27 protein-coding genes are annotated in these 26,622 nt (G+C 71.9%); 6 read left to right on the forward strand and 21 right to left on the reverse strand.

All coding sequences use genetic code 11. From position 1 onward, the window contains the following. Positions 1 to 29: 29 nt before the first annotated feature. The 3 genes from AC21LY_RS18975 to AC21LY_RS18985 all read right to left on the reverse strand — a co-directional run bounded on the left by AC21LY_RS18975 (position 30) and on the right by AC21LY_RS18985 (position 1,813). A complete protein-coding gene (locus AC21LY_RS18975) occupies positions 30 to 197 on the reverse strand; it encodes a DUF3117 domain-containing protein (protein WP_068532479.1) in 168 nt (55 codons plus the stop codon). 109 nt (positions 198 to 306) lie between these two features. Continuing rightward, positions 307 to 627 (reverse strand): DivIVA domain-containing protein, encoded by a 321-nt coding sequence (locus AC21LY_RS18980; protein WP_489048115.1) that lies wholly within the window; start codon positions 625 to 627, stop codon positions 307 to 309. Between the two features lie 7 nt (positions 628 to 634). Then, complete coding sequence (locus AC21LY_RS18985) at positions 635 to 1,813, reverse strand: erythromycin esterase family protein (RefSeq protein WP_489048116.1); 1,179 nt, start codon at positions 1,811 to 1,813, stop codon at positions 635 to 637. A gap of 57 nt (positions 1,814 to 1,870) precedes the next feature. On the opposite strand from AC21LY_RS18985, the gene AC21LY_RS18990 reads away from it, so the two are divergent. Next, positions 1,871 to 2,611 carry a MerR family transcriptional regulator gene (locus AC21LY_RS18990; RefSeq protein WP_489048117.1) on the forward strand — a complete coding sequence of 247 codons (741 nt, stop codon included), beginning with the start codon at positions 1,871 to 1,873 and terminating at the stop codon, positions 2,609 to 2,611. Positions 2,612 to 2,674: 63 nt separating this feature from the next. On the opposite strand, the gene AC21LY_RS18995 is transcribed toward AC21LY_RS18990, so the two are convergent. From AC21LY_RS18995 to mgtE, 9 genes are all read right to left on the reverse strand, one after another. Beyond that, a complete protein-coding gene (locus tag AC21LY_RS18995; RefSeq protein ID WP_489048118.1) occupies positions 2,675 to 2,983 on the reverse strand; it encodes a winged helix-turn-helix domain-containing protein in 309 nt (102 codons plus the stop codon). Next, positions 2,980 to 3,453 carry a hypothetical protein gene (locus AC21LY_RS19000; protein ID WP_489048119.1) on the reverse strand — a complete coding sequence of 158 codons (474 nt, stop codon included), beginning with the start codon at positions 3,451 to 3,453 and terminating at the stop codon, positions 2,980 to 2,982. The genes AC21LY_RS18995 and AC21LY_RS19000 overlap by 4 nt, the downstream gene beginning before the upstream one ends. A 68-nt stretch (positions 3,454 to 3,521) precedes the next feature. Then, a complete protein-coding gene (locus tag AC21LY_RS19005; protein WP_489048120.1) occupies positions 3,522 to 4,454 on the reverse strand; it encodes a glucosyl-3-phosphoglycerate synthase in 933 nt (310 codons plus the stop codon). Next, the gene (gene folP / locus AC21LY_RS19010) at positions 4,451 to 5,341 is read right to left on the reverse strand and encodes a dihydropteroate synthase (protein WP_489048121.1); all 891 of its coding nucleotides are present in this window, start codon (positions 5,339 to 5,341) and stop codon (positions 4,451 to 4,453) included. The genes AC21LY_RS19005 and folP overlap by 4 nt, the downstream gene beginning before the upstream one ends. 1 nt (position 5,342) lies before the next feature. Then, positions 5,343 to 7,154: a long-chain-acyl-CoA synthetase gene (locus tag AC21LY_RS19015; RefSeq protein WP_489048122.1), complete on the reverse strand. Its 1,812-nt coding sequence runs from the start codon at positions 7,152 to 7,154 to the stop codon at positions 5,343 to 5,345. A gap of 9 nt (positions 7,155 to 7,163) precedes the next feature. Beyond that, positions 7,164 to 7,712 carry an LOG family protein gene (locus AC21LY_RS19020; RefSeq protein ID WP_489048123.1) on the reverse strand — a complete coding sequence of 183 codons (549 nt, stop codon included), beginning with the start codon at positions 7,710 to 7,712 and terminating at the stop codon, positions 7,164 to 7,166. Next, entirely contained in the window at positions 7,709 to 8,503 is a 795-nt protein-coding gene (locus tag AC21LY_RS19025) for an LOG family protein (protein WP_489048124.1), read from the reverse strand. The genes AC21LY_RS19020 and AC21LY_RS19025 overlap by 4 nt, the downstream gene beginning before the upstream one ends. Positions 8,504 to 8,571: 68 nt before the next feature. Further along, positions 8,572 to 9,651 (reverse strand): succinyl-diaminopimelate desuccinylase, encoded by a 1,080-nt coding sequence (gene dapE / locus AC21LY_RS19030; protein WP_489048125.1) that lies wholly within the window; start codon positions 9,649 to 9,651, stop codon positions 8,572 to 8,574. A 16-nt stretch (positions 9,652 to 9,667) separates the two neighbouring features. Continuing rightward, positions 9,668 to 11,011, reverse strand: a complete 1,344-nt coding sequence (gene mgtE / locus AC21LY_RS19035; protein WP_489048265.1) for a magnesium transporter — start codon at positions 11,009 to 11,011, stop codon at positions 9,668 to 9,670. A gap of 44 nt (positions 11,012 to 11,055) precedes the next feature. Between mgtE and AC21LY_RS19040 the strand changes: the two genes are divergently transcribed. The 4 genes from AC21LY_RS19040 (at position 11,056) to AC21LY_RS19055 (ending at position 14,595) form a co-directional block, all read left to right on the forward strand. Then, positions 11,056 to 12,054, forward strand: a complete 999-nt coding sequence (locus AC21LY_RS19040) for a permease (protein WP_489048126.1) — start codon at positions 11,056 to 11,058, stop codon at positions 12,052 to 12,054. 3 nt (positions 12,055 to 12,057) lie between these two features. Continuing rightward, on the forward strand, positions 12,058 to 12,804 hold the full coding sequence (locus tag AC21LY_RS19045; protein ID WP_489048127.1) for a TIGR03943 family putative permease subunit: 747 nt from the start codon (positions 12,058 to 12,060) through the stop codon (positions 12,802 to 12,804). Between the two features lie 52 nt (positions 12,805 to 12,856). Beyond that, entirely contained in the window at positions 12,857 to 13,807 is a 951-nt protein-coding gene (gene dapD, locus AC21LY_RS19050; protein ID WP_489048128.1) for a 2,3,4,5-tetrahydropyridine-2,6-dicarboxylate N-succinyltransferase, read from the forward strand. A gap of 131 nt (positions 13,808 to 13,938) precedes the next feature. Then, positions 13,939 to 14,595, forward strand: a complete 657-nt coding sequence (locus tag AC21LY_RS19055) for an MspA family porin (RefSeq protein ID WP_489048129.1) — start codon at positions 13,939 to 13,941, stop codon at positions 14,593 to 14,595. Positions 14,596 to 14,676: 81 nt separating this feature from the next. Here AC21LY_RS19055 and dapC read toward each other — a convergent pair whose 3' ends face one another. Further along, positions 14,677 to 15,762, reverse strand: a complete 1,086-nt coding sequence (gene dapC / locus AC21LY_RS19060) for a succinyldiaminopimelate transaminase (RefSeq protein WP_489048266.1) — start codon at positions 15,760 to 15,762, stop codon at positions 14,677 to 14,679. A 16-nt stretch (positions 15,763 to 15,778) separates the two neighbouring features. After that, positions 15,779 to 16,105, reverse strand: coding sequence for a ferredoxin (fdxA, locus tag AC21LY_RS19065; protein WP_489048130.1), 327 nt, complete (start codon positions 16,103 to 16,105; stop codon positions 15,779 to 15,781). Positions 16,106 to 16,213: 108 nt separating this feature from the next. Here fdxA and AC21LY_RS19070 point away from each other — a divergent pair, with 108 nt between their 5' ends. Beyond that, a complete protein-coding gene (locus tag AC21LY_RS19070; RefSeq protein ID WP_489048131.1) occupies positions 16,214 to 17,431 on the forward strand; it encodes a NupC/NupG family nucleoside CNT transporter in 1,218 nt (405 codons plus the stop codon). Here AC21LY_RS19070 and AC21LY_RS19075 read toward each other — a convergent pair. From AC21LY_RS19075 to typA, 7 genes are all read right to left on the reverse strand, one after another. Continuing rightward, positions 17,421 to 17,960 carry a Uma2 family endonuclease gene (locus AC21LY_RS19075; protein ID WP_489048132.1) on the reverse strand — a complete coding sequence of 180 codons (540 nt, stop codon included), beginning with the start codon at positions 17,958 to 17,960 and terminating at the stop codon, positions 17,421 to 17,423. The two genes, AC21LY_RS19070 and AC21LY_RS19075, sit on opposite strands and share 11 nt — an antisense overlap. A 43-nt stretch (positions 17,961 to 18,003) precedes the next feature. Further along, positions 18,004 to 18,771 (reverse strand): hypothetical protein, encoded by a 768-nt coding sequence (locus AC21LY_RS19080; RefSeq protein WP_489048133.1) that lies wholly within the window; start codon positions 18,769 to 18,771, stop codon positions 18,004 to 18,006. Next, positions 18,768 to 21,359: a bifunctional FO biosynthesis protein CofGH gene (locus AC21LY_RS19085; RefSeq protein ID WP_489048134.1), complete on the reverse strand. Its 2,592-nt coding sequence runs from the start codon at positions 21,357 to 21,359 to the stop codon at positions 18,768 to 18,770. The genes AC21LY_RS19080 and AC21LY_RS19085 overlap by 4 nt, the downstream gene beginning before the upstream one ends. Next, positions 21,356 to 21,709, reverse strand: coding sequence for a hypothetical protein (locus AC21LY_RS19090; protein ID WP_489048135.1), 354 nt, complete (start codon positions 21,707 to 21,709; stop codon positions 21,356 to 21,358). The genes AC21LY_RS19085 and AC21LY_RS19090 overlap by 4 nt, the downstream gene beginning before the upstream one ends. Then, positions 21,710 to 22,666 (reverse strand): N-acetyl-1-D-myo-inositol-2-amino-2-deoxy-alpha-D-glucopyranoside deacetylase, encoded by a 957-nt coding sequence (mshB, locus tag AC21LY_RS19095; RefSeq protein ID WP_489048136.1) that lies wholly within the window; start codon positions 22,664 to 22,666, stop codon positions 21,710 to 21,712. Then, a complete protein-coding gene (locus tag AC21LY_RS19100) occupies positions 22,663 to 24,519 on the reverse strand; it encodes an ABC transporter family substrate-binding protein (RefSeq protein ID WP_489048137.1) in 1,857 nt (618 codons plus the stop codon). Before AC21LY_RS19100 ends, mshB begins: the two co-directional genes overlap by 4 nt. A 78-nt stretch (positions 24,520 to 24,597) precedes the next feature. Beyond that, positions 24,598 to 26,505 (reverse strand): translational GTPase TypA, encoded by a 1,908-nt coding sequence (gene typA, locus AC21LY_RS19105; protein ID WP_489048138.1) that lies wholly within the window; start codon positions 26,503 to 26,505, stop codon positions 24,598 to 24,600. Positions 26,506 to 26,622: the final 117 nt, after the last annotated feature.

Here is a 26,622-nt window from a genome sequence, read left to right on the forward strand (position 1 = left end):
TCTGACGGAAAAGCAGGTCTACGGCCGCGTCACGAGGTGACGCCGCGCAGCTCCTCGCCGAGTGCTGCGGCCTCGTCCGGCGTGAGCTCCACCACGAGACGTCCACCACCCTCCAGGGGTACGCGCATCACGATCCCGCGCCCCTCCTTGGTCGCTTCCAAGGGGCCGTCCCCCGTACGTGGCTTCATAGCCGCCATCCGTTGCTCCCTTCAGATCCTCACCCGCCCGAGCGCGCCCGGCGCGGGTCCACTCCACATTCTAGCCTGTGCGCTGCGTCGATCGGCGCGGACTACTGGCAAAGCGGACCTAGTCGACACCGCGGGAGGGCTCGGTCGCGGCCGGTGCGGACCTCTGCTCGGCGGCGAGTCGGGTACGCAGGACGTCGATCTCCCGCGCGAGCCGTTCGAGGGCCCAGTCCACCTCCGCAGGCTTGTACCCTCGTACCACCTGCTGGAACCGGAGCGCGCGCACGTCGGCACCCGCCACGTCCTCGGCGGGCAGCACCGTCGGCGTCGCGCCCGTTTCCAGCGGCGGCGTGTCATCGCCGCGCCCGAAGACGAGCGCGGCGACGCCGTACAGCACGGCCGCGACCGCGAGCAGTCCCAGGGCGTACATCACGATCACCATGGGGCCATCATGCCCGAACCTCCCGGAGGAAGAGGACGGCGTCGGTCGCGGGCAGGCGCGCGGGCTCCAGCGGGAAGTAGGCCCCGCGCGCGTCCCGGTCCTCCCGCGGGCCGGCGACTGCCTGCCGATCCGCCAGCTCCTGCCCGGCGTACAGCCGGGCCGGACCGTCCTGCGTGCGATACAGCTCGCCCTCGACGGTGCCGGGCGCCGGCACTCCGAGTCCGTGCGCGGGGGCGGAACCGATCGCCGTGGCGACGAACCGGTAGCCGTCGCCGAGCCGGGCGGCCGCCTGGGCCCCGGCGCTGAACCAGCGCACCGCGTGCCGGCCCATCCGCATCTCGCTCACGCCGCGCTGCAGGTGCAGGTTGTGGGCGAGGGCGACGGTGCCGCCGCGCCCGGCTTCCCGGCCCGCGATCGCGAGCAGGTTGCGGCCCATCATCGCGTCCCGCTGCGCGCTGAGCCGCCCGAACCGGCCGGGCGTGTCGGTCGCCATGATCGCGTGGTAGCGCAGCAGCCCGACGGCGGTCGCGGCGTCGGCCCGCAGGCGCCACAGGTCGTCGGGCCGCTCCGCCAGGTCGGGGACGTGTGCGTCCAGGACCGCGCACAGGTCGTCGGTCAGCACCCGCAGGCGGTCGGCGTCGGCGGTGCGGCCGACGCCCCGGTCGGTGTCGTACATCGCGGCCTCGTCGGTCCACCGCGCGTCGTCGCCGAGTAGCGCGTCGAGTTCCGCCTCGCCGGCGACGTCCCCGGAGAGCTCGGCCAGTCGCGCCCGGAGGCGCAGCAGGTGCTGCCGCGGGCTCGGGGCGGCCGCCATCTCCATCGGGCCGTCGAAACCGTAGAACCGCACGGGCGTCTCCAGCGACCGGTTCAGCTCGCGCAGCCGCTCCAGGAGTTCGCCGGTGGCGGCGTGCCGGTGCACGAACGGGTGGCTGAGGCCCTCGTCCAGGACCTGTGCGAGGTCCAGGTCGGCGCCGGCGAGGTAGTCGTCCACCACCGGGGCGCGGTGGAAGTCCGACTCCACCGCGATCGAGCGGTAACCGCCGCGCAGCACCAGATCCTCGATCAGCGCGTTGCGGGCGCGGAGGATCTCCTCGGACCCGTGCATCGGCTCACCGAGCGCGAGGAGGCGGGTCGGCGTGGGCCGGCCGTCGAGGAAAGCGGGGAGGTCTACCTGGTCCGGGATCATTCACTTCACGATATCGTTGAACATTCCATTGAGACTTATGCGCGAAGTAGCCGACTGATGCCAGAAAACCCTCAACTACGCCCCGTCGACCTCGCCCGACCGCACCGGCTCTCCACCCAGGCGGTCCGCAACTACGAGGAGCAGGGCATCCTGCCGCCGGCCGGGCGCACCCGGTCGGGCTATCGGATCTACGGCGCGCGCCACCGGCTGGCGCTGGATGCGTTCCTCGCGCTGGTCCCCGGATGCGGGCACGCCCGCGCGGGTTCGGTCCTGCGCGCCGTGCACCGCGACGACCTCGACGGGGCGTTCGCGCTGCTCGGCGACGCCCACGCGGAGCTCGCGGGCGACCGGGAGACCTTCCGGCTGGTCCGGGCGGCGCTGGCGGGCCTCGGCGCCGGCATCGACGACGGCGCCGGACCCCCGCTGTTCGTCGGCGACGTCGCCCGGCGGCTGGGCGTGGTGCCCGCGACGTTGCGCGCCTGGGAACGCGCGGGAATCGTTCGCCCGCAGCGTGACCGGACGACCGGTTACCGCCTCTACCGCCCCGCCGACGTCCGCGACGCCCGGATGGCCGAACAACTGCGCCGCGGCGGCTACGGCCTGACTCACATCGCCGACCTCACCGACCGGGTGCGCACCGCCGGCGGCATCGAGCCGCTTCGCGAGACCCTGGACGGCTGGCAGGCCGGCCTGATTCGCCGCGGCCGTGCCCTGGTCGCCGGGACCGCGGCCCTGGACGCCTACCTCGGCTTCCTGGACACCCGTCCCCCTTCCCCGGGCGGCGGTCCCCCTGCCTGAGCGGCAGTCCCCCTGCACCCGGGCGACGCCACGGCCCTCGCCGGGCACGAGGATCGAGATCCGTCAGCCCTCCGCGATCGCGCGCAGTGCGGCGAGGTGCGACTCGAAGGCGGTGCGGCCCTGCGCGGTCAGCGACAGCCACGTGCGGGGCCGCTTGCCGACGTAGCCCTTCGTGATCTTCACGTAGCCCGCGGCCTCGAGCTGGGCGGCCTGCTTGGACAGCACCGAGTCCGACAGTTCCACCGCGTCGCGGATCGCAGCGAACTCGGCCTTCTCCACCTTCGCGAGCGCCGCAACGATGGAGAACCGCACCGGGGCGTGGATCACCTCGTCGAGCCGGTGCCGGGCGTGGGCCCCGTCCGTCCTGGTCACCGCAGCGCCAGCCGCGAGATCGCGTGCGCCGCCAGGAGTGCGGGCGTCACGGCGGCCAGCGCCGCCAGGACCGTCCACATCCAGGGCACCGCGTGCTCCCCCTGCGCGGACGAGACGATCACGTACACCACGTAGATCGCCATCGTGGCGAACAGGCCGGTGTTGTACCGCACCGAGAAGCCGCGCGGCGTGGCCCTGGCGCGGCGCATCGTCACGATCGCCACGGCGAGCGCGACGAGGTACAGCGCCATCACGACGGCGAGGCCGCCGCCGCGGAACCAGCTCGGCGCGCCCGGCTCCCCCACGGTGAACCGCAGCGCGAGGATCAGGCCGCCCACGGCGACGCCGATGGTGATCAGGCCGCGTTCGAGGCGGGTCCGGTCCGCCGGCGTGGCGATCGCGGCGCGCTCCGCCACCGTGAGGGCGCGGCGGGCCTCGTCGGGCGTGGGGTTCGAGAACTGTCCGGTCATGACGGATCCCTTCTACGGTCGGCCATCCCACCATAGAAAGTACTTTCCACACCGTCAAGCACTTGCCGCTACGACTCCAGCGAGTCCACCGGCGGCCGGTCCTGCAGGTCCAGGTCCGTCGTGATCGCCGTGAACCGGTCCTCCGGCCCCGGCTCGACCAGGTACTGCGTGATGCCCGCGCCCGAATCCGGAATCCCGCAGCGCCGCAGGGCGACTCCCATGATCTGCCGGCTCATCACGCCCAGGTCCCGCAGGTCGCGGTTGCGGTGCTTGCGCACCGACAGGTTCACCTGCGCGATCCCGTCCAGGCCGTAGCGGGCCTCCGCGTCGAGCAGCAGCCCGATCTCGACGCCGTATCCCGGCGCGAAGGGCACGGAGGCGAGGAAGTCGCGGGTGCCCGCGTACTCGCCCCCGAGCGGCTGCAGGATCACCCGCAGGGGCGGTCGCAGCGCCGCCAGCAGCGGGCGGGCCACCAGCTCCGTGACGCGACCGCCGCCCGTCGGGTCCTCGCCCTGCTTGAAGACGCGCAGCGGCCGCCGGTAGTAGCCCTTGACCAGGTGCACACCACGATCGAGGAGCATCGGCCCCAGCAGGCGCGGCACGTACCGCGGGTCGGGCTCGATCAGGTCCGAGTCGACGAAGGCGATCAGGTCGCCCGACGAGGCCGCGACCCCGCGCCACAGCGCCTCCCCCTTGCCCGGCACCGGGGCGAGCCCGGGGACCACCTCCTCCCGGCTGATCACCGTCGCCCCCGCGGCGCGCGCCCGCTCGGCGGTGGCGTCGGTGGAACCCGAATCCAGCACGATCAGCTCGTCGACGAGAGTGCCGAGCAGCGGCACGATCGTCTCGACGACGCCGGCGACGGTCTCCTCCTCGTTGAGGGCCGGCAGCACCACCGAGACGGTCCGTCCGTCCTTCGCCGCGACCAGTTCCCGCACCGACCACGACGGCTCCGCGAAGAAGCGCTCGCTCGCGTGTGCGGTCGGCGCCTCCCCGCTCATGCCAGCCCTCGCACGACGCGCGCGGGCGGCCGGACACCGTCGATCGACGCCACCATCTCCACCACGCGCCGGGTGTCCGCCACCTGGTGCACGCGGAACATCCGCGCACCCGCGTGCGCGGCCAGCGCCGTCGCCGCCAGGGTGCCGGCCACGCGTTCGTCCAGCCCCGCGTCCAGCGTCTCGCCGATGAAGTCCTTGTTGGACAGGGCCATCAGGACCGGCCAGCCGGTGTCCACCAGTCGGTCGAGGTGGCGCAGCAGCGCGAGTCCGTGGTGCGTGTTCTTCCCGAAGTCGTGCGTCGGATCGATCACGATCCCGTCCTCGCGCACGCCCGCCGAGTACGCGGCTTCGGCGGCGGCGGTGAGCCTGTCCCGCACGTCGGCGACCACGTCCGGGTACCGCACCCGGTACGGGCGCGACCGCGGGACGGCGCCGCCCGTGTGCGAGCACACCAGGCCGGCGCCGGTCGCGGCGGCGATCCGGGGCAGGTCGGGATCGGCGCCCGCCCAGGTGTCGTTGATGAGATCGGCGCCGGCGTCCACCGCGGCCTCGGCCACCGAGGCGCGCCAGGTGTCCACGCTGATCAGCAGGTCGGGGTGCCGGTCGCGCACCTGCGCGATGAAGGGCACCGTCCGCGCGATCTCCTCGGTCGCGTCCACGTCCTGGCCCGGGCCGGCCTTCACCCCGCCGACGTCCACCACGTCGGCGCCCTCGGCGACCGCGGCGTCCACCCGCGCGAGCGCCGCGTCGACCGCGAAGTAGCCGCCGCGGTCGTAGAAGGAGTCGGGCGTGCGGTTGATGATCGCCATCACCAGCGCCCGGTCCACCGGGACCGGGCGGCCGCAGAAGGTCGGACGGGGGGCCGCGCCCGGCGACGGTGCGGTCATCCTAGGAACGCAGGTCCGGGACCTTGGCCGCCGCGACGTCCGCGGCGTACCCGTCGTAGGCCGGGACGTAGCCGTCCGCACCGCCGACGAAGACGTACAGCGGATCCTCGCCCGTCTCCTCGAAGCCCTGCTTGCGCAGGTCGCCCTTGAGGCTCTTGAAGGTGGAGGTGACCTCCAGGCTCGGCACGATCCGCAGGTACAGCGGGATCGCGTAGCCCGGCAGTGCGCCGCGCAGGTGCTTGGCGAGCACGGCACCGTCGAACTCGTGTCCCTCGGCGAGCGTGATCGCGGCCATGCCCGCCTTGCCGTCGGCGCCGGGGATCCCGACGCCGTAGACGATGGCGCCCTCCACCTGGTCCGCCTCGTCGAGGGCTCCCTCGACCTCCGTGGTGGCGACGTTCTCGCCCTTCCAGCGGAAGGTGTCGCCGAGGCGGTCGACGAAGGCGATGTGGAAGAAGCCCTGGTTGGTGACCACGTCACCGGTGTTGAACCAGACGTCGCCGTCCTTGAAGCCGTCGCGGATCAGTTTGGCCTCGCCCGCGTCGCCGTCGGTGTAGCCGTCGAAGGGCGCCGCCTTGGTGATCTTGGTGAGCAGCAGCCCGTTCTCTCCCCGCTTGACGCGCTGGAGCCGGCCCCGCGCGTCGCGTTTCGGTCCGGCCGTGTCGATGTCGTACTCCACCACGGCGTGCGGCAGCGGGCACAGCCCGACGCTCGCCCGGACGTCGAAGACGTTGACGAAGGCGATGTTCGTCTCGCTGGCGGCGTAGAACTCCATGATCCGGTCGATCCCGAAGCGCTCCTGGAACTCCCGCCAGATCTCGGGCCGCAGGCCGTTGCCCACCGCGACCCGGATGGTGTTCGACCGATCGCTGGGCTTGGGCGGCTGGCCGAGCAGGTAGCGGCAGATCTCGCCGATGTAGATGAACATCGTGGCCGAGTTCTCGTTGGCCTCGTCCCAGAACCGGCTCGCCGAGAACTTGCGGCCGATGGCCAGCGTGGCGCCGGAGATCAGCACCGAGCCGAGCGCCACCAGCGCAGCGTTGTTGTGGTACAGCGGAAGTGGGCAGTACATCACGTCGTCGCCGCGCATCCGGACCGCTGTGCCACCGAAGCCGGACATGCCCTTGAGCCAGCGGTAGTGCGTCATGATCGACGCCTTCGGCATGCCGGTGGTGCCCGAGGTGAAGACGTAGAAGGCGCGGGTGCTCGCGGGCAGCGTCGCGGTCACGGCCGGGTTCTCGGTGGCGTGCGGATCCCGGGCGCGCAGCTGCGCGGCCTGCTCGGCGAGCTCGTCGATGGTGAGCACCACCCCGTCGGCCGGCCGGTCCGCCGCGTCGAGGGAGTCGAAGGCCTCGAGGTCCTCCTGGCCCGCGATGATCGTGCCCGTCTCGAGGATGCCGAGGCTGTGCGCGAGCACGGCGCCGCGCTGGTTGTAGTTCACCAGGCCCGCGGTGGCGCCGACCTTGACGACGGCCAGCATGACCAGCACCATCTGCGGGTGGTTGTGCATGACGACGCCGACCACGTCGCCCACCTTGACGCCGCGCTCGAGGAGAACACGCGCATAGCTGTTCACCGTCGCGTTGGCCTCGCCGTAGCTGATCCCCTCGCCGTGGAAGCGCAGGAAGTCGCGCGACGGGTGCTGCGCGGCGCGCTTGGCGAAGACGGTGCCGATGGTCTCCTTGCTGCTCTGCGACCGCAGCAGGATCGACGGGCCCTCGCGGACCAGCAGGGGCAGGTCCGGGATCAGCTTGCGGACCCCCTTGGCCAGGTCAGCGACGCGAACGGTGGTGTTCTTCTGCGTAGAGCTCACGCGGCGAGCCTACCGTGGCGCCGTCGTACCACGGCACGCGTCGAGGGCGGTCGTGACGTCGGTCGCGCGCTGCAATCGACCGAGAGCCGCGTCACCCACGAAGCCCTTGGCCCGCAGCCCGACGATCCAGTCGAGCAGCGGCGCGTAGAAGCCGTCGTGATCGAGGACCACCACGGGTTTGTCGTGCATGGACAGGTAGCCCGCGGTCCAGGCCTCGAAGAACTCCTCGAGGGTGCCGACGCCGCCCGGGAGGATCAGGAAGGCCTCGGCGTTGTCGTCCATGAGCTGCTTGCGCTCGCGCATGGTGTCGACCACGAGCAGCTCGTCGGCCCCGCGGTCGGCGACCTCCCGATCGACGAGCGCCGTCGGGATCACCCCCAGCGTGTGGGCGCCGCCGTCGCGGGCCGCCTGCGCGACAGCCCCCATCATGGAGACGTGCCCGCCGCCCCAGACCAGGGAGTCGCCACCGGCGGCGATGCCGCGGCCCACCTCGGTCGCGAGGTCGATGTACTCCTGCGCCACGGGCCGCGACGCGCAGAAGACGGCGATGGCCGTCATGACGGATCCACCTCGCTCGCCTCGGCCTCGCGCTCCCGCGCCGCGTCGGCGCGCACGATGATGTCGATGGCCTCGGCGACGGAGTCGGTGACGGTGATCAGGTCGGCGTCGCCCGGCGAGACCATGCCCTGCTCCGTGAGGGTTCCCCGGATCCAGTCGATCAGCCCGCCCCAGTACGCGGTGCCGAGCAGCACGATCGGGAACCGGGTCACCTTGTGGGTCTGCACCAGGGTGAGGGCCTCGAAGAGCTCGTCGAGCGTGCCGAAACCGCCGGGGAGACAGACGAAGGCCTGCGCGTACTTGACGAACATCGTCTTGCGCACGAAGAAGTAGCGGAAGTTGATGCCCAGGTCGACCCAGTCGTTGAGGCCCTGTTCGAAGGGCAGCTCGATGCCCAGCCCCACCGACAGGCCCTCGGCGTCCTTGGCACCGCGGTTCGCGGCCTCCATCGCGCCGGGCCCGCCGCCGGTGATCACGGCGTAGCCCGCGCGCACCAGGGCGGCGCCCAGCTCCCGCCCGGTGGCGTACTCGGCCGAATCCTGCTTGATCCGAGCCGATCCGAAGACGGTGACGGCGCGCGGGAGTTCGGCGAGGGCGCCGAAGCCCTCCACGAACTCGGCCTGGATCCGCATGACCCGCCAGGGATCGTTGTGCAGCCAGTCGGCGTCGCCCGCGTTCGCGAGGAGCCGCTGGTCGGTGGTCGACGATTCCGCCGCCGCCACGCCCTGGACGCGGACGGGGCCGCGGTAGCGCAGGTAGTGGTCGTCGGAGGGCTTCTTCTCGGAGGCCATGACGGACAACCTACTCACCCCTCCGCGCCACCGCTGAAGGCGCTCCGCGCCCCGGCCCGCCGGTTCGGTCACTCCCCCGCGAGGAAGGCACGGAGCACGGCGGTCACCTCCGTGATCTGCGCGATCTCGACCTGCTCGTCGCGCTTGTGCGCGAAGTTGGGATCGCCGGGACCGAAGTTCACCGCCGGGATGCCGAGGGCCGCGAACCGGGAGACGTCGGTCCAGCCGTACTTGGCGCGGAAGCGACCTCCCGCCGCGTCGACCAGCTTCGCGGCGGCCGGAGCACGCAGGCCGGGCAGCGCGCCGGGCGCGGCGTCGGTGACCTCGAAGGCGAGGGCACCGTCGGCCAGCGGCGCGGCCAGGACCTCACGGACGTGCGCGATCGCCTCGTCGACGGTGCGGTCCGGGGCGAACCGGAAGTTGACGTCCACGAAGGCCTCGTCGGGCACGACGTTCCCGGCGACGCCGCCCTCGATCTTCACGGCCGAGAGGCCCTCGCGGTACTCACAGCCGTCGATGTCGACGGTGCGTGCAGCGTAGCCCTGGAGTGCGGTGAGGACGGGCCCGAGCTTGTGGATCGCGTTGTCGCCCAGCCACGACCGGGCGCTGTGCGCGCGAACGCCGGCGGCGGTGATCCGCACCCGGATGGTGCCCTGGCAGCCGGCCTCGATGAGTCCGCCCGAGGGCTCGCCGAGGATCGCGACGTCGGCCCGCAGCCAGTCCGGGAGCTCGCGCTCGATCCGCCCGAGCCCGTTGAACTGCGAGGCGATCTCCTCGCACTCGTAGAAGATCAGGGTCAGGTCGTAGGCGGGCTCGGCCATGGTCGCGGCCAGGTGCAGGAAGACCGCGTCACCGCTCTTCATGTCGACGGTGCCGCAGCCGTGCAGGATGCCGCCCTCCCGACGGCTGGGGACGTTGTCGGCGATGGGGACCGTGTCGAGGTGGCCGGCGAGCATCACCCGCTGCGGCAGACCGCGGTTCGTCCGCGCGAGCACGTTGTTGCCCACACGGAGCACCTCGAAGCGGCCCAGCGCCCGGAGCGCCGCCTCCACCTCGTCGGCGATGCGCTCCTCGTCGTGGCTCACGCTCGGGATGTCCACCAGCGCGGCGGTGAGGTCGATCGGGTCGGCGGCGAGTTCGAGAGTCACCCCTCCAGGGTAGTGCTCAGATCCCGAGGATCGCCTTCGCGATGAGGAAGTACAGGATCAGGCCCGTCGCGTCGACGAAGGTGCTGATGAAGGGGTTGGAGAAGACGGCGGGGTCGACCCGGATGGACTTCGCGACGATCGGCATGAGGCCGCCGACCGTGGCCGACATGGTGCAGACCCCGAGCAGGGTGGCTCCGATCACCAGCCCCACGTCGGTGCCGAAGAGCAGGCCCGCGATGATCGCGCCGAGCCCGCCCAGGATCAGTCCCAGCGTCGCGCCGACGCGGACCTCGCGGCCCAGTACCCGCAGGACATCGCGGGTGGTGATGTCGCCGAGGGCGAGGGCGCGGGTCACCGTCGTGGCGGCCTGGTTGCCCGTGTTGCCGCCGGTGCCGATGATGAGCGGCACGAACAGCGAGAGCACCACCATCTCCTGCAGGCTGTCCTCGAAGACCGAGAGCACCTTCACGGTCAGTGTCGCGCCGATCGCCAGCACGAGCAGCCACACCACGCGGGAGCGCACGAGCGTGCGGACCGGGGTCGAGAGGTAGGGCCGGTTGAGCGGCTCCACGCCGCCCTGCCGGGCCGCGTCCTCGCTCTCCGCCTCCTCCAGGATGCGCAACGCATCGTCGACGGTGAGGATCCCGACGAGGCGGTGCTCGTCGTCCACGATCGGCATCACGAGCAGCCGCTGCTCGGCGCAGCGCCGCGCGGCGTCCTCGGCGGACTCCCGCGCCCGCGCCGTGCCCGCGGGGTTCATGATCTCGCTCACCGGCGTCCCGGGGGCGCTGCGCATCAGGCCGCGCAGCCCGACGATGCCGGCGAGCACCCGACCGTGGCCCACGACCGGGATGCCGTAGATGGTCTCCACGTCGTCGATGCGGGCGCGCACCGCGGCGAGCGCCTGCTCGGCGGTGTACTCCGGGTGGACCGAGACGAACTCGGGGGTCATCTCGCGGCCCACGGAACCCTGCGGGTAGCCGAGCAGCGCCGCCGTCGCCTCGCGCTCGTCGTCGGGCAGGCCGTGCAGCAGTCGCGCGGCGACGGTCGCGGGCAGCTCGTCGAGCAGACTCACCCGGTCGTCGGGGTCGAGCTCGGCGAACAGGCCGGTCACCTGCTCGTCCTGCAGGTCGTGGATCAGCTCGCCCTGCAGCGGCGCGTCCAGCGACTCGAAGACGGTGAGCGCCTCGTCCTTGGCGAGCAACCGGAAGACGACGGCGCGGTCCTTGCGGCCGAGCCGCTCGAGGACGTCCACGACCTGGTGCGAGGTCAGCGGCGCGATGAGTGCGGACGCCTTCGCCAGGTCCCCGTCGTCGACGGCGTCGTCGATCCGGTTCGCCAGCCCGGCCGTGTCCTTCAGTGGGGTCACTTCCCGCACGCTATCGCCCCGGGCACACTTGTGCCATGACGACGACCGTCGCACGTCGCTCCTTCCCCGCCGTCACCGTGCTGGTGACGGCGGTGTGTGCGGTGATCGTCGGCGCCCGCTGGATCTCCGCCGGCCTGGACGCCCGGCCGGCGCTGCAGACCGCCGCGACGGTGTTCGTCGGGATCTTCCTGCAGGCCACGCCGTTCCTGGTGCTCGGCGTGCTGGTGAGCGGGGCCGTCGCGGGATTCGTCTCCGCGGAGGCGCTGCGCCGCGTGCTCCCCCGCCGCCGGTCGGCCGCCGTGGTCGTGGCCGGCGTGTCCAGCGCCGCGCTCCCCGGGTGCGAGTGCTCGGCCGTGCCGGTCGCGGGGCGCCTCCGCGAGCGCGGGGTGCCCGACGCGGTGGCGCTCACCTTCCTCCTCGCCGCGCCCGCGGTGAATCCGGTGGTGATCATCGCGACGGCCGTCGCCTTCCCCCAGGCCCCCGAGATCGCGGCGGCACGGCTCGTGGCGTCGCTGACGACGGCGATCGCCGTCGGATGGCTCTGGCTGCTGATCGGCAAGCAGCACTGGATCACCCGCGCCGCGACGCTCCCCGCTGCCGCAGCGCTGCCGGAGGGGCTGCGCGGACGGCTCTCGCTCGCCGCGCGGACGGCGCGCCACGACCTGCTGGAGTCGGCCGGCTACCTCGCCGCCGGCGCCGCGTTCGCCGCCGCGCTGCACGTGGTGGTCCCCGCATCGTGGATGGCGCACCTGTCCACCGACCTGGTCGTCGCGATCGCCGTGATGGCGGTGCTGGCCGTGATCATGGCGCTGTGCAGCGAGGCGGACGCCTTCGTCGCCGCGTCCCTCAGCGCGCTGCCGCTGCTGCCGCGCCTGGTCTTCCTCGTGGTGGGTCCGGTGGTGGACGTCAAGCTCATGGCGATGCAGGGCGGCGAGTTCGGCTGGCGCTTCGTCGCGCGGTTCGCGCCGCTCTGCTTCGTCGTCGCGGTGCTGTGCGCCACCGCGGTCGGCGCCGCCGTGATCGGGTGGAGGTGACCGGTGAACCTTCCCGCCCGCAACCTCACGCTCCTGCTGTTCGGCACGGCCGTCACCGTCGCCGTGCTCACCGGCCGCTACCTGGACTACGTGCAACCGGGAATGTTCTGGCTCCTGCTGGTCTCCGGGGTGGCGATCCTCCTGCTCTCCGTCTCGGGGATGGCCGCCGACGTGGCACGATCCGCCGATGCCGACGATGACCTCGATCACGTCGCCCAGGGCGAGGCGCTCCACGATCACGCCGGCGAGCACGAGCACGGGCATCGCGCGGCGTGGCTGGTGCTCCCGCCGGTGCTGCTGCTGTTGTTCTGCGCCCCACCCGCGCTGGGCCCGCAGACCGCACCGAGCGCGGTCATGAACGCCGCCGCGGCCCAGCCCGCCGCCGACACGCGGTACCCGCCCCTGCCCGCGGGCGATGCGCCGCGGATCGCCCTGTACGACTTCCAGAACCGCGCCGTCAGCGACACCAGCGGCTCGCTCGACCGGGACGTGAGCGTCACCGCCTACGTCGCGCACCTCGCCGGCCGGCCGGTCCTCGCCCGCATGATGATCTGGTGCTGCGTCGCGGACGCGCGCCCCATCCAGATCGAGCTGGCAGGCGCGCCGGCGCTGCCACCGGACGGCACGTGGGTCACCGCGGTCATCCGCCTCGTACCCGGGACGGCCACTCGCGAACGCACGTACCGTCCGCTGGCCACCCTGGTCTCCGCACACGTCGTGGCGCAGCCCTCACCTCCGTACGACGGGTGACCGCCACCCGGCTCCGCCCGCTACCGTCGGGGCCGCCCGGTACCCTGAGCGCGTGACGAATCGTGGAGCGAAGGCGTACGGACTGGCCACCATCACGGACGACGGGACGGTGCTCGACACCTGGTACCCCGCGCCGGAGCTGACCGAGGGTGGCGGCACCGTCGGCACCGCGCAGGATCCGGCGGGCGCGCCCGCCGAGCTGACCGCCCTCGCCGGGCCGGACGCCGACCGCAAGGTGCGCACCGTCGTCGTCGAGACGACGATCGCGGACCTGGCGGCGGCCCCCGTCGACGCGCACGACGTCTACCTGCGCCTGCATCTGCTGAGCCACCGCCTCGTGCAGCCGCACGGGCTGAGCCTGGAGGGCCAGTTCGGCCTGCTCGCGAACGTCGTGTGGACGAACTTCGGCCCCTGCGCCCCCGCCGGCTTCGAGCTGGTCCGTGCGGCGCTGCGGCGGCGCGGCACCGTCACCGTGTACTCGCTGGACAAGTTCCCGCGCATGGTCGACTACGTGCTGCCCACCGGCGTGCGCATCGGCGATGCGGACCGGGTGCGCCTGGGCGCGCACCTCGCCGAGGGCACGACCGTGATGCACGAGGGCTTCGTGAACTTCAACGCCGGCACTCTCGGCACCGCGATGGTCGAGGGCCGGATCTCCGCGGGCGTCGTGATCGGCGACCACTCCGACGTGGGCGGCGGCGCGTCGACGATGGGCACCCTCTCGGGCGGCGGCAAGGAGATCATCAAGCTGGGCGAGCGGTGCCTGCTGGGCGCGAACTCGGGCCTGGGCATCCCGCTCGGCGACGACTGCGTCCTCGAGGCCGGGCTGTACCTCACCGCGGGCACCAAGGTGACCGGACCGGACGGCACGCAGGTCAAGGCCCGCGAACTGGCCGGGCAGAGCAACCTGCTCTTCCGCCGCAACTCGGTGACCGGCGCGGTCGAGGTCGTGCCGTGGAAGAGCGAGGGCGTCGAGCTCAACGCCGCCCTGCACAAGAACTGACGGCGCGGGGCACCGTCGGAACGGATCGCGCGCACATCGGCCGTAGAGGTCCGAAGGCTCTTGTACTCTTGGGCGCTATCTCAGCGGGTCGCCGCTGGGACCGACCTTCTCAAGAAATCGGGAGTCACGTCGTGATCCGTTCCACCGCACTCCGCGCGGCCGCAGCGGCAGTGGCCTGCTGCGCACTCGCCGCAGGCCCCGCCGCCGCCGAGCCCGCGCCCGGCAGCCCCACTCCGTCGCCCAAACCGGCCGCGCCGAACACGCTGCCCAACATCAGCGTCCCCATGACCACCCCCGACGGCTGGGTGATCAAGGCCGAGGTCACCAACATCAAGATCAACCCGGTGCCCAACCTGGCCGCTACTGCGTTCACCCGGCAGGCGTTCTGGAACGCCACCTCCACCGGCGACATCTCCGGCCAGGGTAAGAGCCCGGTCACCGGGGCCACCGTCAAGATGGTGATGCAGACCGGCTGCCAGATCGACGTGTCCAACGGCCTCGGCCTGGGCGTCGACCCCAACCCGACCATCAGCCTGCCGTCGCCGTCCTACGCCGGCAGCCCGACCTTCAGCATCTCGACCACGCTCAAGCCCGGCATGATCAAGAACATCACCATCTCCGAGCGCAAGCTGGAGGGCAACCGCGGCTGGCTCATGGTCAACCGCGGGGACCTGTCGGTGGACGCGTGCATGGGTCCGGTCACCGTCCGCCTGGTCACGGCCTTCACCGTGGGCACCAAGAACGGCGAGGTCACGACGTACGCCTATTCGAAGCCCTTCGTCGTCTGACGCCCGGGCGGGTGGCCGGTGGCCCGACGGTGCCGGCCGCCCGCCTCGCGCGCCCCTCGGGCGGCCCGGCGCCCGCGCGGGTCAGGCCAGCCGCTGCGCGGCGGCGTTGATCCGCTCGTCCGTCGCGGTCATCGCGATGCGCACGTGCCGGGTGCCCTGCGGGCCGTAGAAATCGCCCGGCGCGGCGAGGATTCCCCGCTCGGCGAGCCAATCGACGGTGTCGCGGCACGGCTCGTCGCGGGTCGACCACAGGTACAGGCCCGCTTCCGAGTGCTCGACGGTGAAGCCCGCGCCGCGGACCGCCCGCAGGAGCACCGCGCGCCGCGCGGCGTACCGGGCGCGCTGCTCGGCCTCGTGCTCGTCGACGGACAGTGCATAGGTCATCGCGGCCTGCACCGGGAAGGGCACGATCGCGCCGGCGTGCTTGCGCACCGCGGACAGTTCGGCGATGAGCGCCGGGTCGCCCGCGAGGAAGCCCGCGCGGTACGAGGCCAGATTCGAGGTCTTCGACAGCGAGTGGATCGCCAGCAGCCCCGTCGTATCCCCGTCGCACACCCGGGGATCGAGGACCGAGACGGGCTCGGCCTCCCAGGCCAGGCCCAGGTAGCACTCGTCCGATGCCACGATCGCGCCGCGCTCGCGCGCCCACTGGACCACCTTGCGCAGGTGGTCCGCGCCGAGCACCTTGCCGGTCGGGTTCGACGGCGAGTTCACGAAGACCAGTGCCGGCCGCTCCGGGCCGAGCTGGGCGGTACCGTCGGCCCGCACCGGCCGCGCCCCGGCCAGCAGCGCGCCCACCTCGTACGTGGGGTAGGCGACCTCGGGGATCACGACCGTATCGCCGGCACCGAGCCCGAGCTGCGACGGCAGCTGCGCGATCGCCTCCTTGGTCCCGATCACGGGCAGGATCGCGTTCTCGGCGAGTTCGACGGTGCCGTACCGCCGGCTCAGCGCCGCCGCGGCGGCCTCGCGCAGGGCGACGGTGCCGATCGTGGCCGGGTAGCCCGGGAACGCGGATCCCTCGTACAGGGCGCGCCGGATCGGCTCCGCGACCGGGTCGACGGGCGTGCCGACCGACAGGTCCACGATGCCGCCGACGTGCGCGGCCGCCTTCGCCTTCGCACCGGCGAGGGTGTCCCAGGGGAAGTCCGGCAGGCCGGACGCCACGGGCACGCGAGGCACGTCAGTCCTCGGTGTTCATCGGCGGGAGCGCCTTGATGAAGGGGTGGTCGTAGTCGATCTTCCCCTGCTTGGCGGCGCCGCCGGGCGAACCGATCTCGTTGAAGAAATCGATGTTCGCGGTCACGTACTCGGCCCACTCGTCCGGCACGTCGTCCTCGTAGAAGATCGCCTCGACGGGGCAGACGGGCTCACAGGCACCGCAGTCCACGCACTCGTCCGGCTGGATGTACAGCATCCGGTTGCCCTCGTAGATACAGTCGACCGGGCACTCCTCGATACATGCCTTGTCGAGCACATCCACACAGGGCTCTGCGATGGTGTACGTCACCTGTCATCTCCTTCGCACCGACTGATTCCACCCGACAGTATTCCGCGCGGGCGGCGGGCCTCACAAAGAAGTGTCGCCTAACCTGCCGGGCTGTGATTTCATTCACGGGTGCACGTCATCGTCGGTGTCTTCGGGCTGATCGTCTTCCTCCTCCTCGCGTTCCTGCCGACGCGGAACCTCGCGATGCTCAAGAAGAAGGCGCCGTACATCGTGGGCATGATCGCGATCCAGTTCGTGCTGGGCCTGATCATGCTCAAGACACCGGTCGGTAAGACGGTGATCGACTGGCTCTCCCGGGGCTTCAAGAACCTGCTCGGCTACGCCCACGAGGGCACCTCGTTCGTCTTCGGCGGCCTGGTCGACTACAAGGCCAACCCCGACGGTGCCGGCCCGTTCTTCATGAACGTGCTGCTGCCGATCATCGTGATCTCCTCGCTCATCGGCATTCTGCAGTTCATCAAGCTGCTGCCGCTGATCATCAAGTATCTCGGTCTCGCGCTGTCGAAGGTCACGGGGATGCCGAAGCTGGAGTCCTTCAACTCGGTGAGCTCGGCGATCATCGGCCAGTCCGAGAACTTCATCGCGATCAAGAAGATCCTGCCGACGCTGCCCGCGAACCGGCTGTACACGCTCTCGGCGTCGGCCATGTCGACGGTGTCGATGTCGATCGTCGGCTCGTACATGGTGATGATCCAGCCGAAGTACGTCGTCGCCGCGATCGTGCTCAATCTCTTCGGCGCCTTCATCGTGGTCTCGCTGCTCAACCCCTACGAGATCGCGGCCGAGGACGACGTCTTCGCCGCCCCCGAGCAGAAGAAGCAGTCCTTCTTCGAGATGCTCGGCGAGTACATCCTCGACGGCGCGAAGGTCGCGCTCACCGTGGCCGCGATGCTGATCGGCTTCGTCGCGCTGCTCGCGCTCGTCAACGGCCTGTTCGCCGCCGTCTTCAACGGCACGACCTTCCAGGACGTGCTCGGCCACGTCTTCGCGCCCCTGGCCTGGCTCACCGGCGTCCCGTGGAACGAGTGCGTGCAGGCCGGCCAGATCATGGCCACCAAGCTGGTCAGCAACGAGTTCGTCGCGATGCTCTCGTTCACCTCGCAGAACCCCGGCGGTGCCGTGGTCATGAGCGAGCGTGCCACCGCGATCGTCCAGACCTTCCTGGTCTCCTTCGCCAACTTCAGCTCGATCGGCATCATCGCCGGCGCGGCGAAGTCGCTGGCCCCCGAGCAGGGCGATCAGATCGCCAAGTTCGGGCTCAAGCTGCTCTACGGCGCCACGCTGGTCTCGTTCATCTCCGCCACCGTGGTGGGCCTCATCTCCTGAGTGCCGTGAGATCCACGCGGAGGGCGAAGGGCACCGTCGTCTCCAGGACACCGGTGACGACCTCGCCGACGTAGGCACCGCCGTCGAGGCGCAGGACCTCGATGCTCGGGCCGGCATCAAGATCGACGATCCAGTAGTGCGGGATACCCGCGTCGGCGTACTCGCTGCGCTTGGTCACCAGATCCTGACGGCGGGTCCCGGGCGAGAGGATCTCGACGATGAGCAGAACCTGGTCCGCGGACACCTCACGCCCCGCGTCCGCCGTGCGGACGGAAAGATCAGGCCGACGGACGGTGGGCGGAAACGACGAATCGACGATCACATCGAGGTCGGGCGCGAGCTTCCAGCCGGCAGCCACCGCGGGCCCGACCTGCATGATGAGCGCTGTGATCGCATCCTGGTGCTCCGGCCGCGGGCTCGGTGACATCATCAGGACCCCCTCCTGAAGCTCCGACCGCACCGCCGCGTCCTCCCCCAAGGCACGCCAATCGTCGAGCGACATCAAGTCGACTCTCCGAAGCGCAGTCATGCCGCCGAGTCTAACGTCGCCGGCCGACAGAAGCCGGGCTCTTCTAGGCCTCGGGGTCCTGCTCCGCCTCGATGCCCGACGGTGCCGCACCGCCCGCGAAGGAGGCCTCGAGACCGAGGATCTTCGCACCGTCGGACGCGCGGGCCTCGACGATGCGCAGCGTGGCGAACTCGCCGATGTAGCCGGCGGCCGCACCGACGACGGGCAGCTTGCCGAGGGTGTCGAACAGGCCGGCCGGCCGCGGCCGGGCCTCGAGTGCCGACCGCGCCGACCGCACCGTGTGCATCACGTCGCGCACCGCGCCGACGGCAGAGAACAGGCCGCCGCGGAGCTTGTCACCGGTCTCGCGCACGGGCACCAGGTCCTGGAAACCGGGCCGGTCCCCGAGCAGCGCGCGGGAGTCGATGTGCCGGCGCGAGAGCACCCGCGCGACCAGGTCGATCTGCTCGGGCAGCTCGTCGACGCCGTGCTCCCCCGCCACGCCGACGACCACGAGGGTCTGGTTCGCGAAGCCCAGGTAGGTCTGCACCGGCAGCAGGCGCGCCACCAGACCGAGGGCTCCGGGCCAGGCCACCGCCACCGTCGACACCGCGCCGACGGGGATGACCCACCAGCGGGAGCGGCCGTCCGCGTCGCGACGCGGGTAGCCGTTGACCACGGGGATCGGGGTGAGGCCGGCGAGGCTGGAGACGAACCGCGCGCCCGCGACCGCGGGGCGGGCGACCGCCACGAAGACGCCGACGGTGCGCGCCAGCTCGAGGTCGCTGACCGTCCCGGTGACCGCGCCGCCGCGCGGCTCGAGCGCGTTCACGCCGCACCCCGCTGGGCGTGCGTCGTGGTACGTTCGCGCGCCGGGCGCCCGATGCCGTTCGCGATCGCGTGCAATTCCGCCACCGTCTTCTCCGATCCGTGCGCCGATCCCGCCATCCGCGAGATCGTCTCCTCCATCAGGGTGCCACCCAGGTCGTTCGCTCCGCCCTGCAACATGGCCTGGGTGCCCGCTGTGCCCAGTTTCACCCATGAGGTCTGGACGTGGTCGATGCGGCCGTGCAGCATCACCCGCGCGAGGGCGTGGACGGCGCGGTTGTCGCGCTTCGTCGGCCCCGGCCGCGCGGCGCCCGCCAGGTACAGGGGGGCGCTCTGGTGAACGAAGGGCAGGGGCACGAACTCGGTGAAACCGCCCGTGCGGTCCTGGATGCCGCGCAGCACGTTCAGGTGCGTGACCCAGTGCGACGGATTGTCGACGTGGCCGTACATCATGGTCGACGACGACCGGATGCCCACCTCGTGCGCAGTGGTCACCACGTCGATCCAGGCCGAGGTGGGCAGCTTGCCCTTCGTGAGCACCCACCGGACCTCGTCGTCGAGGATCTCGGCGGCCGTCCCGGGGATGGTGTCCAGCCCCGCCTCGCGCAGGCCGATCAACCAGTCGCGCACGGACTCCCCCGAGCGGGCCGCGCCGTTGACGATCTCCATCGGGCTGAAGGCGTGCACGTGCATCCCGGGCACGCGCTGCTTGACCGCGCGGACCAGGTCGGCGTAGCCGGTGGCCGGCAGATCGGGGTCGATACCGCCCTGCATGCACACCTCGGTGGCCCCCACCTGCCACGCCTCCTCGGCGCGGTCGGCCACCTCCTTCATCGAGAGCGTGAAGGCGTCGGCGTCGCCCTTGCGCTGCGCGAAGGCGCAGAACCGGCAGCCGGTGTAGCAGATGTTGGTGAAGTTGATATTCCGGTTCACGACGTAGGTCACGACGTCGCCGACGGTGTCCCGCCGCAACTGATCCGCCAGGGCCACCAGGGCTTCCAGGCCGCTGCCGTCGGCGTAGGCCAGGGCGCGGTACTGATCGTCGGACAGGCCGCCCGGGTTCTTCTCCGCCGCGCGCAGCGCGGACAGCACGTCGGACTCGACCTTCTCCGGCGCCGAGAGCGAGAGCACCTGCTCGCGCACCGATTCCCAGTCGCCGAAGGCCGAGCCCAGGTCGGAGCGGGTATCGGTGTTGCGTCCGTCGACGTCGATCGCGGAGTGCAGGTCCGTCCGGCCCGACGACGCCCACTCCTCGTCGGGCTCCTGCCAGGGCAACCCGACGGGGATCGCCGCCGGGTCCGCCAGGCCCGTCCCGGCGTCGGCGAGGGCGGTCACGTGCGGGGCGATCCGCGGATCGATCCACGGGTTTCCGGCGCGGACGTACTTGGGCTGCGCCGTGAGCCGCTGCCGCAGTTCGAAGCCCGCGTCGGCGGTGATCTGCGCGAGCGCGTCGAGGTCCGGCCAGGGCCGCTCGGGATTGACGTGGTCCGGCGTCACCGGGGAGACGCCGCCCCAGTCGTCGACGCCGGCCTCGAGCAGCAGCCGGCACTCGTCGGCCGAGACGAGGTTCGGCGGCGCCTGCACGCGCATCGCGGGCCCCAGCACCATCCGGGTCACGGCGATCGCCGCACGGTAGACCTCGAGGTCCGCGTCCTCGACCGACCGCATGGCGGTGTCCGGCTTGGCGCGGAAGTTCTGGATGATGACCTCCTGCACGTGGCCGAAGGCCTTATGCACCTTGCGGATGGCCATGATCGACTCGGCGCGCTCGCGTTCGTTCTCGCCGATACCGATGAGCAGCCCCGTCGTGAACGGGATCGACAGTCGGCCGGCGTCGGTGAGCGTGCGCAGCCGCACCGCGGGGTCCTTGTCGGGCGAGCCGTAGTGCGGCTGCCCCTTCTCGGTGAACAGCCGCTCGGAGGTGGTCTCGAGCATCATGCCCATCGACGGCGCGACGGGCTTGAGCCGCGAGAGCTCCTCCCAGCTCATCACGCCGGGGTTGAGGTGCGGCAGCAGGCCGGTCTCCTCGAGCACGCGGATCGCCATGGCGCGCACGTAGTCCAGCGTCGAGTCGTAGCCGCGCTCGTCGAGCCAGGTCCGGGCGGCCTCCCAGCGGTCCTCCGGCCGGTCGCCCAGGGTGAACAGCGCCTCGTGGCAGCCCAGTTCCGCGCCGCGGCGCGCGATCTCGAGGATCTCGTCGGGCTCCAGGTACGCCCCGTGGCCCTCGGCGGCCAGCTTGCCCGGCACCGTCACGAAGGTGCAGTAGTGACAGCGGTCCCGGCACAGCCTCGTGATCGGGATGAAGACCTTCTTGCTGTAGGTGACCTGCGGCGTGCCGGTGGCCCCGGTCAGCCCCGCCTCGAGTAGGCCCGCGTCGCGCACCCGCGCCGCCGAGCGGCACAGGTCGTCCAGGTCCTCGCCGCGAGCCGCGAGGAGCACCTGCGCCTCGTCGACGTTGAGTACCGCCCCGTCCCGCGCCCGGCGCAGCGCGCGGCGCATCGCCGACGGTGTCGGCACGTACGGCTCCGCCGCTCGTTTCGGCACCGAGGGCACCGGTAGAAGAGCGGGAGCGTGCTCTGAAGCGTCCGTCACTCCACCGATGATGCCAGGTGCCCGGCGAGGACGGGCAGCCCGATTCCACAGACGAGGAGTACGAGCAGCCGCCAGTCGAGGTAGAGCACGATGTCGCCGCCCGGTCCGCCGAGCAGGAAGACCGCGATCACCAGGAGGAACGCGATCACCGGGAGGGCGCCGTGGAAGGGCTCGCCGCCGAGCCGGCGGGCCGCCACCGAGATCCACGCCAGCAGCGCGCCGAACAGAACCGCGGAGAGCGGAAGGGGTACGGCGCCGGCGTAGAGGTAGAGGTACATCGAGGCGCCGACGGCGCACACCGCCCCGCCCAGGGCGGCGACGCCGAGCAGTATCCGGTCGGCCGGTTCCATCTAGCCGACCCCCGCGAACAGGTCCCGCTCGATCCCGTCGGGCCCGGGCGCGACGGTGCCGCGCGCCAGCACGTAGGCCTCCTCGGCGAAGACCGGCTGGGCGATCCGGTTGGTCAGCGCGAGCGCGGCGCCGTCCGCGCTGACACCGAGCTGCGTCGCGTGCGCGCGGAGCGCGGCGCGCTTGCGGTCGAGCACGGGGGCCACGTCGATCCGGGTGGTGATCGACGCGTCCTCGTGGGCGGGCAGCTCGTCCGCGGCGGGCACGCGCCAGTCCTCCGGCAGGTCGGCGTCCCGCACCTCGTCGAGCCCGGCGACGAGGTCGTCGCGCGAGGTCACCGTCCAGTACAGCTTCGCGACCTCCCACGGCTCCCCGGCGACCGCGAGGTCGACCGCGAGGTCGGCCGCGACTGTGAGGTCCGCCGCGACCGCGGGATCCGCCGCCGCCTCGACCGCGGCGTGCGTGAGCCGGTGCGCGGCGATGTGGTCGGGGTGACCGTAGCCGCCGACCTCGTCGTAGGTGATCACGACCTGCGGTCGCCGCTCCCGGATGATGTTCACGAGCGCCTGCAGCGGGCCACCGTCGGCCTGCGAGAGGGCCGACGAGGCGAAGGCGCGCGGGTGCTCGGCCGCGGGCGTGCCGGCCATGCCGGAATCGCGCCAGCGGCCCATGCCGCCGAGGAAGAGCGGCCGCAGCACCGGGCCCGCGGGGGCGCTCAGCGCGGCCAGCGCGCCCGTGAGCTCGCCGATCCGGTAGCCGCCCAGCTGGTCGCCGTTCTCGGCGGTGAGCTGCGCGAAGCGCGCCTCCATCACCTCGCCCTCCTCGCCCAGGGTGCAGGTCACGACGGTGACCTCGGCGCCCTCCGCGAGGTACCGGGCGATGGTCCCGCCGGTCGTGATGGTCTCGTCGTCGGGGTGCGCGTGCACCAGCAGCAGCCGTCGTCCGCCCGTCCGCGTCACTTGCGCGCCCATCCCTCGACGCCGGTGAAGACGCCGTCGCGGGGCGGCCCCTGCAGGGTCACGCCCTGCACCGTCGGCCCGACGGCCGTGAGCGTGACGTCCTGCAGGATCGGCAGCACCGTCGCCCGCGACCACAGTTCCGTGTCGATCGCGGCGAGGTCGATGGCGCCGCCGCGCAGGCCGGTCAGCGCGAGCGCCTGTAGATCGGCGTCGCACAGGCCCGCGAGGTTGCCGCCCACCGTCGTGGCCGCCGGATCGTTCTCGGCGTTCGGCGTGGGCGGTGCGCTGGTCGGCGTGGTCCGCTGGTCCTCGCCCGACGGTGGCGCGGGGCACTCCACGCGGGAGGCGAAGCGCTCCGCGGGCGTGGGGCCCGTACTGGACCATCCGACGACGGCGTCGACGGCACCGTCGAGCAGCGCCGTCCCGGCGACGACCTGCGGCTCGAGCGCGACGACCGAGGCGAAGACGCCCATCGCGCGCAGCTGGTCGGTGGCGTTGCTGGCGACGGCGAAGGCGGGCACGTTGCCCTGCGGCACGCCGATGCGCAGGAACATGGGCACCCCGTCGCGCACGTACTGCTGCACGTTCTCCCCCGGCGAGGGCGAGGGCGGCACGGGCAGGGCGGACGGGTCGCCGCTCGCCGGCGGCCCCGTCGGGTCGGCCGCGGGCGGTGGCGTCGGCGGCACGCTCTGGCTGGGCGGGATGGGTGCGTTCTGCAGCGAGTAGCCGGCGCCCGCGAGCGCCTGCTCCAGCTTGGCCTTCGCCTCGGCCGGCGCGGGGCGCGCGGGCATCGTCGGCGCGTACCCGGGGTCCGACGGTGCCAGCACCTGCGCGCGGGCGGGGCGGACGGCATCGCCGCCGGAGCCGACGGTGGTGAGCAGGTCGACGTTGACCGCGTCCAGCAGCGCACGACGCACCGCCACGTCGGAGAGGAACTTCGAGCGAGTGTTCAGCGTCAGCGACAGTACGCGCGGATCGACCTGCTCGACGGCGCGCACCTCGTAGATCGAGGTCAGCTGCGCGAGCAGCGACGGTCCGCCGTGCATGGCGACCACCTGCACGTCGCCGGTGCGGACGGAGTTGGCGAGCTGGGTGTCGGTGCCGCCCTTGCGCAGCACGATCCGATCGACCCCGGCGGGCTTCATCCAGTACCGGTCGTTGCGCTCGAGGGTGACCTCGTCCCGCGCGACGTCGACCTTCTTCACCAGGTAGCCCGCGCCGGACGCGGGCACCTTCTCCCGCATGGCGCCGTTGAAGCCGCCCGGCGAGCCCTTGATCAGATGGCTGGGCAGCAGGTTCTGGAACAGCGCCCGCCAGCCCGGCAGCGGCGCCTTGAGGGTGACGATGACCCGCTTCCCGCCGGCGCCGGAGGCCACCGACTCGATCTGCCGGTAGAGGGCCGAGCCCACCGTGTCCGGGGCGGAGATCATCGACTGCCACAGGTAGACGAAGTCCTCGGCGGCGATCGGCGCACCGTCGGACCACTGCGCGTCCTGCCGGATGGTGTAGGCGATCTGCAACGGCGCGGGGTGCTCGATCGTCGGGATCAGGTCGGTGTTCTGGGCCAGCGTCACGCGCCCGTCCGGCGCCTTCACCTCGCGGAAGACGCTCGGCAGGGTCATCGCCGCGAGCGCCCGCGAGGCCGAGGACGAGTTGGACGCGAGGTGCGGGTTGAAGCCCGGTCCGAGGCCGTCGATCGCCACCTGCACCGTGGCACCGCTGGTGGCCGGCGCCTGCGGCGGCGCGGAGGTCTCCGACCCAGGCACCGCCGGGGGCGGGTCCGCGACGCACGCGGTGAGGGTCGTGGCGAGCAGTGCCGACGCCACCGTCAGCCCCAGGGACCTGTGCCGCACTGCTCGTGCCCTCCTACCGCTCGCTGCCGATCCACCGCCCGGCGCCGGACGCCGGGTTCCCGCCACCGTGGCGCGGGGTCAGCCCGCGGCCTGGTCCCGCGACTTCGCGCGCGACCGCTCGCGGGCGCGCTCGGTGGCGTTCAGGTGCACCTTACGCACCCGGACCACCTCGGGGGTCACCTCGACGCACTCGTCCGCCGCACAGAACTCCATGGCGGCCTCGAGCTCCAGCTTGATGGGCTTGGCGAGGGTCTCCATCACGTCGGCGGAGGACTGACGCATGTTGGTCAGCTTCTTCTCCTTGGTGACGTTGATGTCGAGGTCCTCGGCGCGCGGGTTGATGCCCACGACCATGCCCTCGTAGGTGTCGGCGCCGGGCTCGACGAAGAAGGTGCCGCGGTCGGCCAGCTGGATCATCGCGAACGGGGTCACCGTGCCCTGGCGATCGGAGACCAGCGAGCCGGTGTGCCGGGCGCGGATCTCGCCGGCCCACGGCGCGTACTCGTGGAAGACGGCGTTGGCGATGCCGGTGCCGCGGGTCTCGGTGAGGAAGTCGGTGCGGAAGCCGATGAGGCCGCGCGACGGGACGACGAACTCCATGCGGACCCACCCGGTGCCCTGGTTCGCCATGGTCTCCATCCGGCCGCGGCGGTTCGCCAGCAGCTGGGTGACCGCGCCGAGGTACTCCTCGGGCACGTCGACCGTCAGGTGCTCGTAGGGCTCGTGCACCTTGCCGTCGATCTTCTGCGTGACCACCTGGGGCTTGCCGACGGTGAGCTCGAAGCCCTCGCGGCGCATCTGCTCGACGAGGATGGCCAGCGCCAGCTCGCCGCGGCCCTGCACCTCCCACTGGTCGGGCTTGCCGATGTCCATGACCTTGAGCGAGACGTTGCCGATGAGCTCGGAGTCGAGGCGCGACTTGACCATGCGGGCGGTGAGCTTGTGGCCCGAGACCTTGCCGACCAGCGGCGAGGTGTTGGTGCCGATGGTGACCGAGATGGCCGGCTGATCGACGGTGATGCGGGGCAGCGCGACGGGGTTGTCGAGGTCGGCGAGGGTGTCGCCGATCATGATCTCCGGGAAGCCGGCGACGGCGACGATGTCGCCCGCGACGGCCTCCTCGGCGGGCTTGCGCTCGACGCCCTCGGTGGCGAGCAGCTCGGTGACCTTGGCATTGGTGACCACGGGCTCGCCGTCGACCTCCCGCATCCAGGCCACGGTCTGGCCCTTGCGCAGGGTGCCGTTGTGGATGCGGACCAGGGCGAGGCGGCCGAGGAAGGCCGAGGCGTCGAGGTTGGTCACGTGGGCCTGCAGCGGGGCCTCCGGATCACCCTTGGGGGCCGGGATGTGGTCGTGCAGGATCTGGAACAGCTCGTCGAGGTTCTCGGCGTCCGGGACCGCGCCATTGGCGGGCGCGGTGGTCGAGGCCTTGCCCTCGCGGCCCGAGGCGTAGATCACCGGCAGGCCCAGCGCGAGCTCGGCGGCCTCCGCGGCCTCGTCGGACAGGTCGGAGGCGAGGTCGAGTAGCAGGTCCTGGGCCTCGGTGACGACCTCCTCGATCCGCGCGTCGGGACGGTCGGTCTTGTTCACCACGAGGATGACGGGCAGCGACGCGGCGAGCGCCTTGCGCAGCACGAACCGGGTCTGCGGGAGCGGGCCCTCGGACGCGTCGACCAGCAGGACGACACCGTCGACCATGGACAGGCCGCGCTCGACCTCGCCGCCGAAGTCGGCGTGGCCGGGGGTGTCGATCACGTTGATGACGGTGGTGGTGCCGTCGGCGTTCACACGGTGCACGGCCGTGTTCTTCGCCAGGATGGTGATGCCCTTCTCCTTCTCCAGGTCACCTGAGTCCATCACGCGGTCCACCAGCTCGGCGCGCTCACCGAACGCGCCGGACTGCCGCAGCATCGCGTCGACGAGGGTGGTCTTCCCGTGGTCGACGTGCGCGACGATGGCGACGTTGCGGAAGCTGGGCTGGGTCACGAAGATTCTCCTGTGCTGGCGTCCGCGCGCGCATGGGCTCGTCGAGCGGCTCACGCGGACACGGAGAAGGGGGCGTGGGCACACGCCTGGTCGCCTCCAGGTTACGGGGAAAACCGG

It is taken from the genome of Tsukamurella sp. II2bb (assembly GCF_057815145.1).

What these genes read in the sequence shown, in the direction of transcription:
- AC21LY_RS18975 (WP_068532479.1), bottom strand. Translation starts at nt 197, where the DNA reads ATGGCGGCTATGAAGCCACGTACGGGGGACGGCCCCTTGGAAGCGACC.
- AC21LY_RS18980 (WP_489048115.1), bottom strand. Translation starts at nt 627, where the DNA reads ATGGTGATCGTGATGTACGCCCTGGGACTGCTCGCGGTCGCGGCCGTG.
- AC21LY_RS18985 (WP_489048116.1), bottom strand. Translation starts at nt 1,813, where the DNA reads ATGATCCCGGACCAGGTAGACCTCCCCGCTTTCCTCGACGGCCGGCCC.
- AC21LY_RS18990 (WP_489048117.1), top strand. Translation starts at nt 1,871, where the DNA reads ATGCCAGAAAACCCTCAACTACGCCCCGTCGACCTCGCCCGACCGCAC.
- AC21LY_RS19000 (WP_489048119.1), bottom strand. Translation starts at nt 3,453, where the DNA reads ATGACCGGACAGTTCTCGAACCCCACGCCCGACGAGGCCCGCCGCGCC.
- AC21LY_RS19005 (WP_489048120.1), bottom strand. Translation starts at nt 4,454, where the DNA reads ATGAGCGGGGAGGCGCCGACCGCACACGCGAGCGAGCGCTTCTTCGCG.
- folP (WP_489048121.1), bottom strand. Translation starts at nt 5,341, where the DNA reads ATGACCGCACCGTCGCCGGGCGCGGCCCCCCGTCCGACCTTCTGCGGC.
- AC21LY_RS19020 (WP_489048123.1), bottom strand. Translation starts at nt 7,712, where the DNA reads ATGACGGCCATCGCCGTCTTCTGCGCGTCGCGGCCCGTGGCGCAGGAG.
- AC21LY_RS19025 (WP_489048124.1), bottom strand. Translation starts at nt 8,503, where the DNA reads ATGGCCTCCGAGAAGAAGCCCTCCGACGACCACTACCTGCGCTACCGC.
- AC21LY_RS19040 (WP_489048126.1), top strand. Translation starts at nt 11,056, where the DNA reads ATGACGACGACCGTCGCACGTCGCTCCTTCCCCGCCGTCACCGTGCTG.
- AC21LY_RS19075 (WP_489048132.1), bottom strand. Translation starts at nt 17,960, where the DNA reads ATGACTGCGCTTCGGAGAGTCGACTTGATGTCGCTCGACGATTGGCGT.
- AC21LY_RS19090 (WP_489048135.1), bottom strand. Translation starts at nt 21,709, where the DNA reads ATGGAACCGGCCGACCGGATACTGCTCGGCGTCGCCGCCCTGGGCGGG.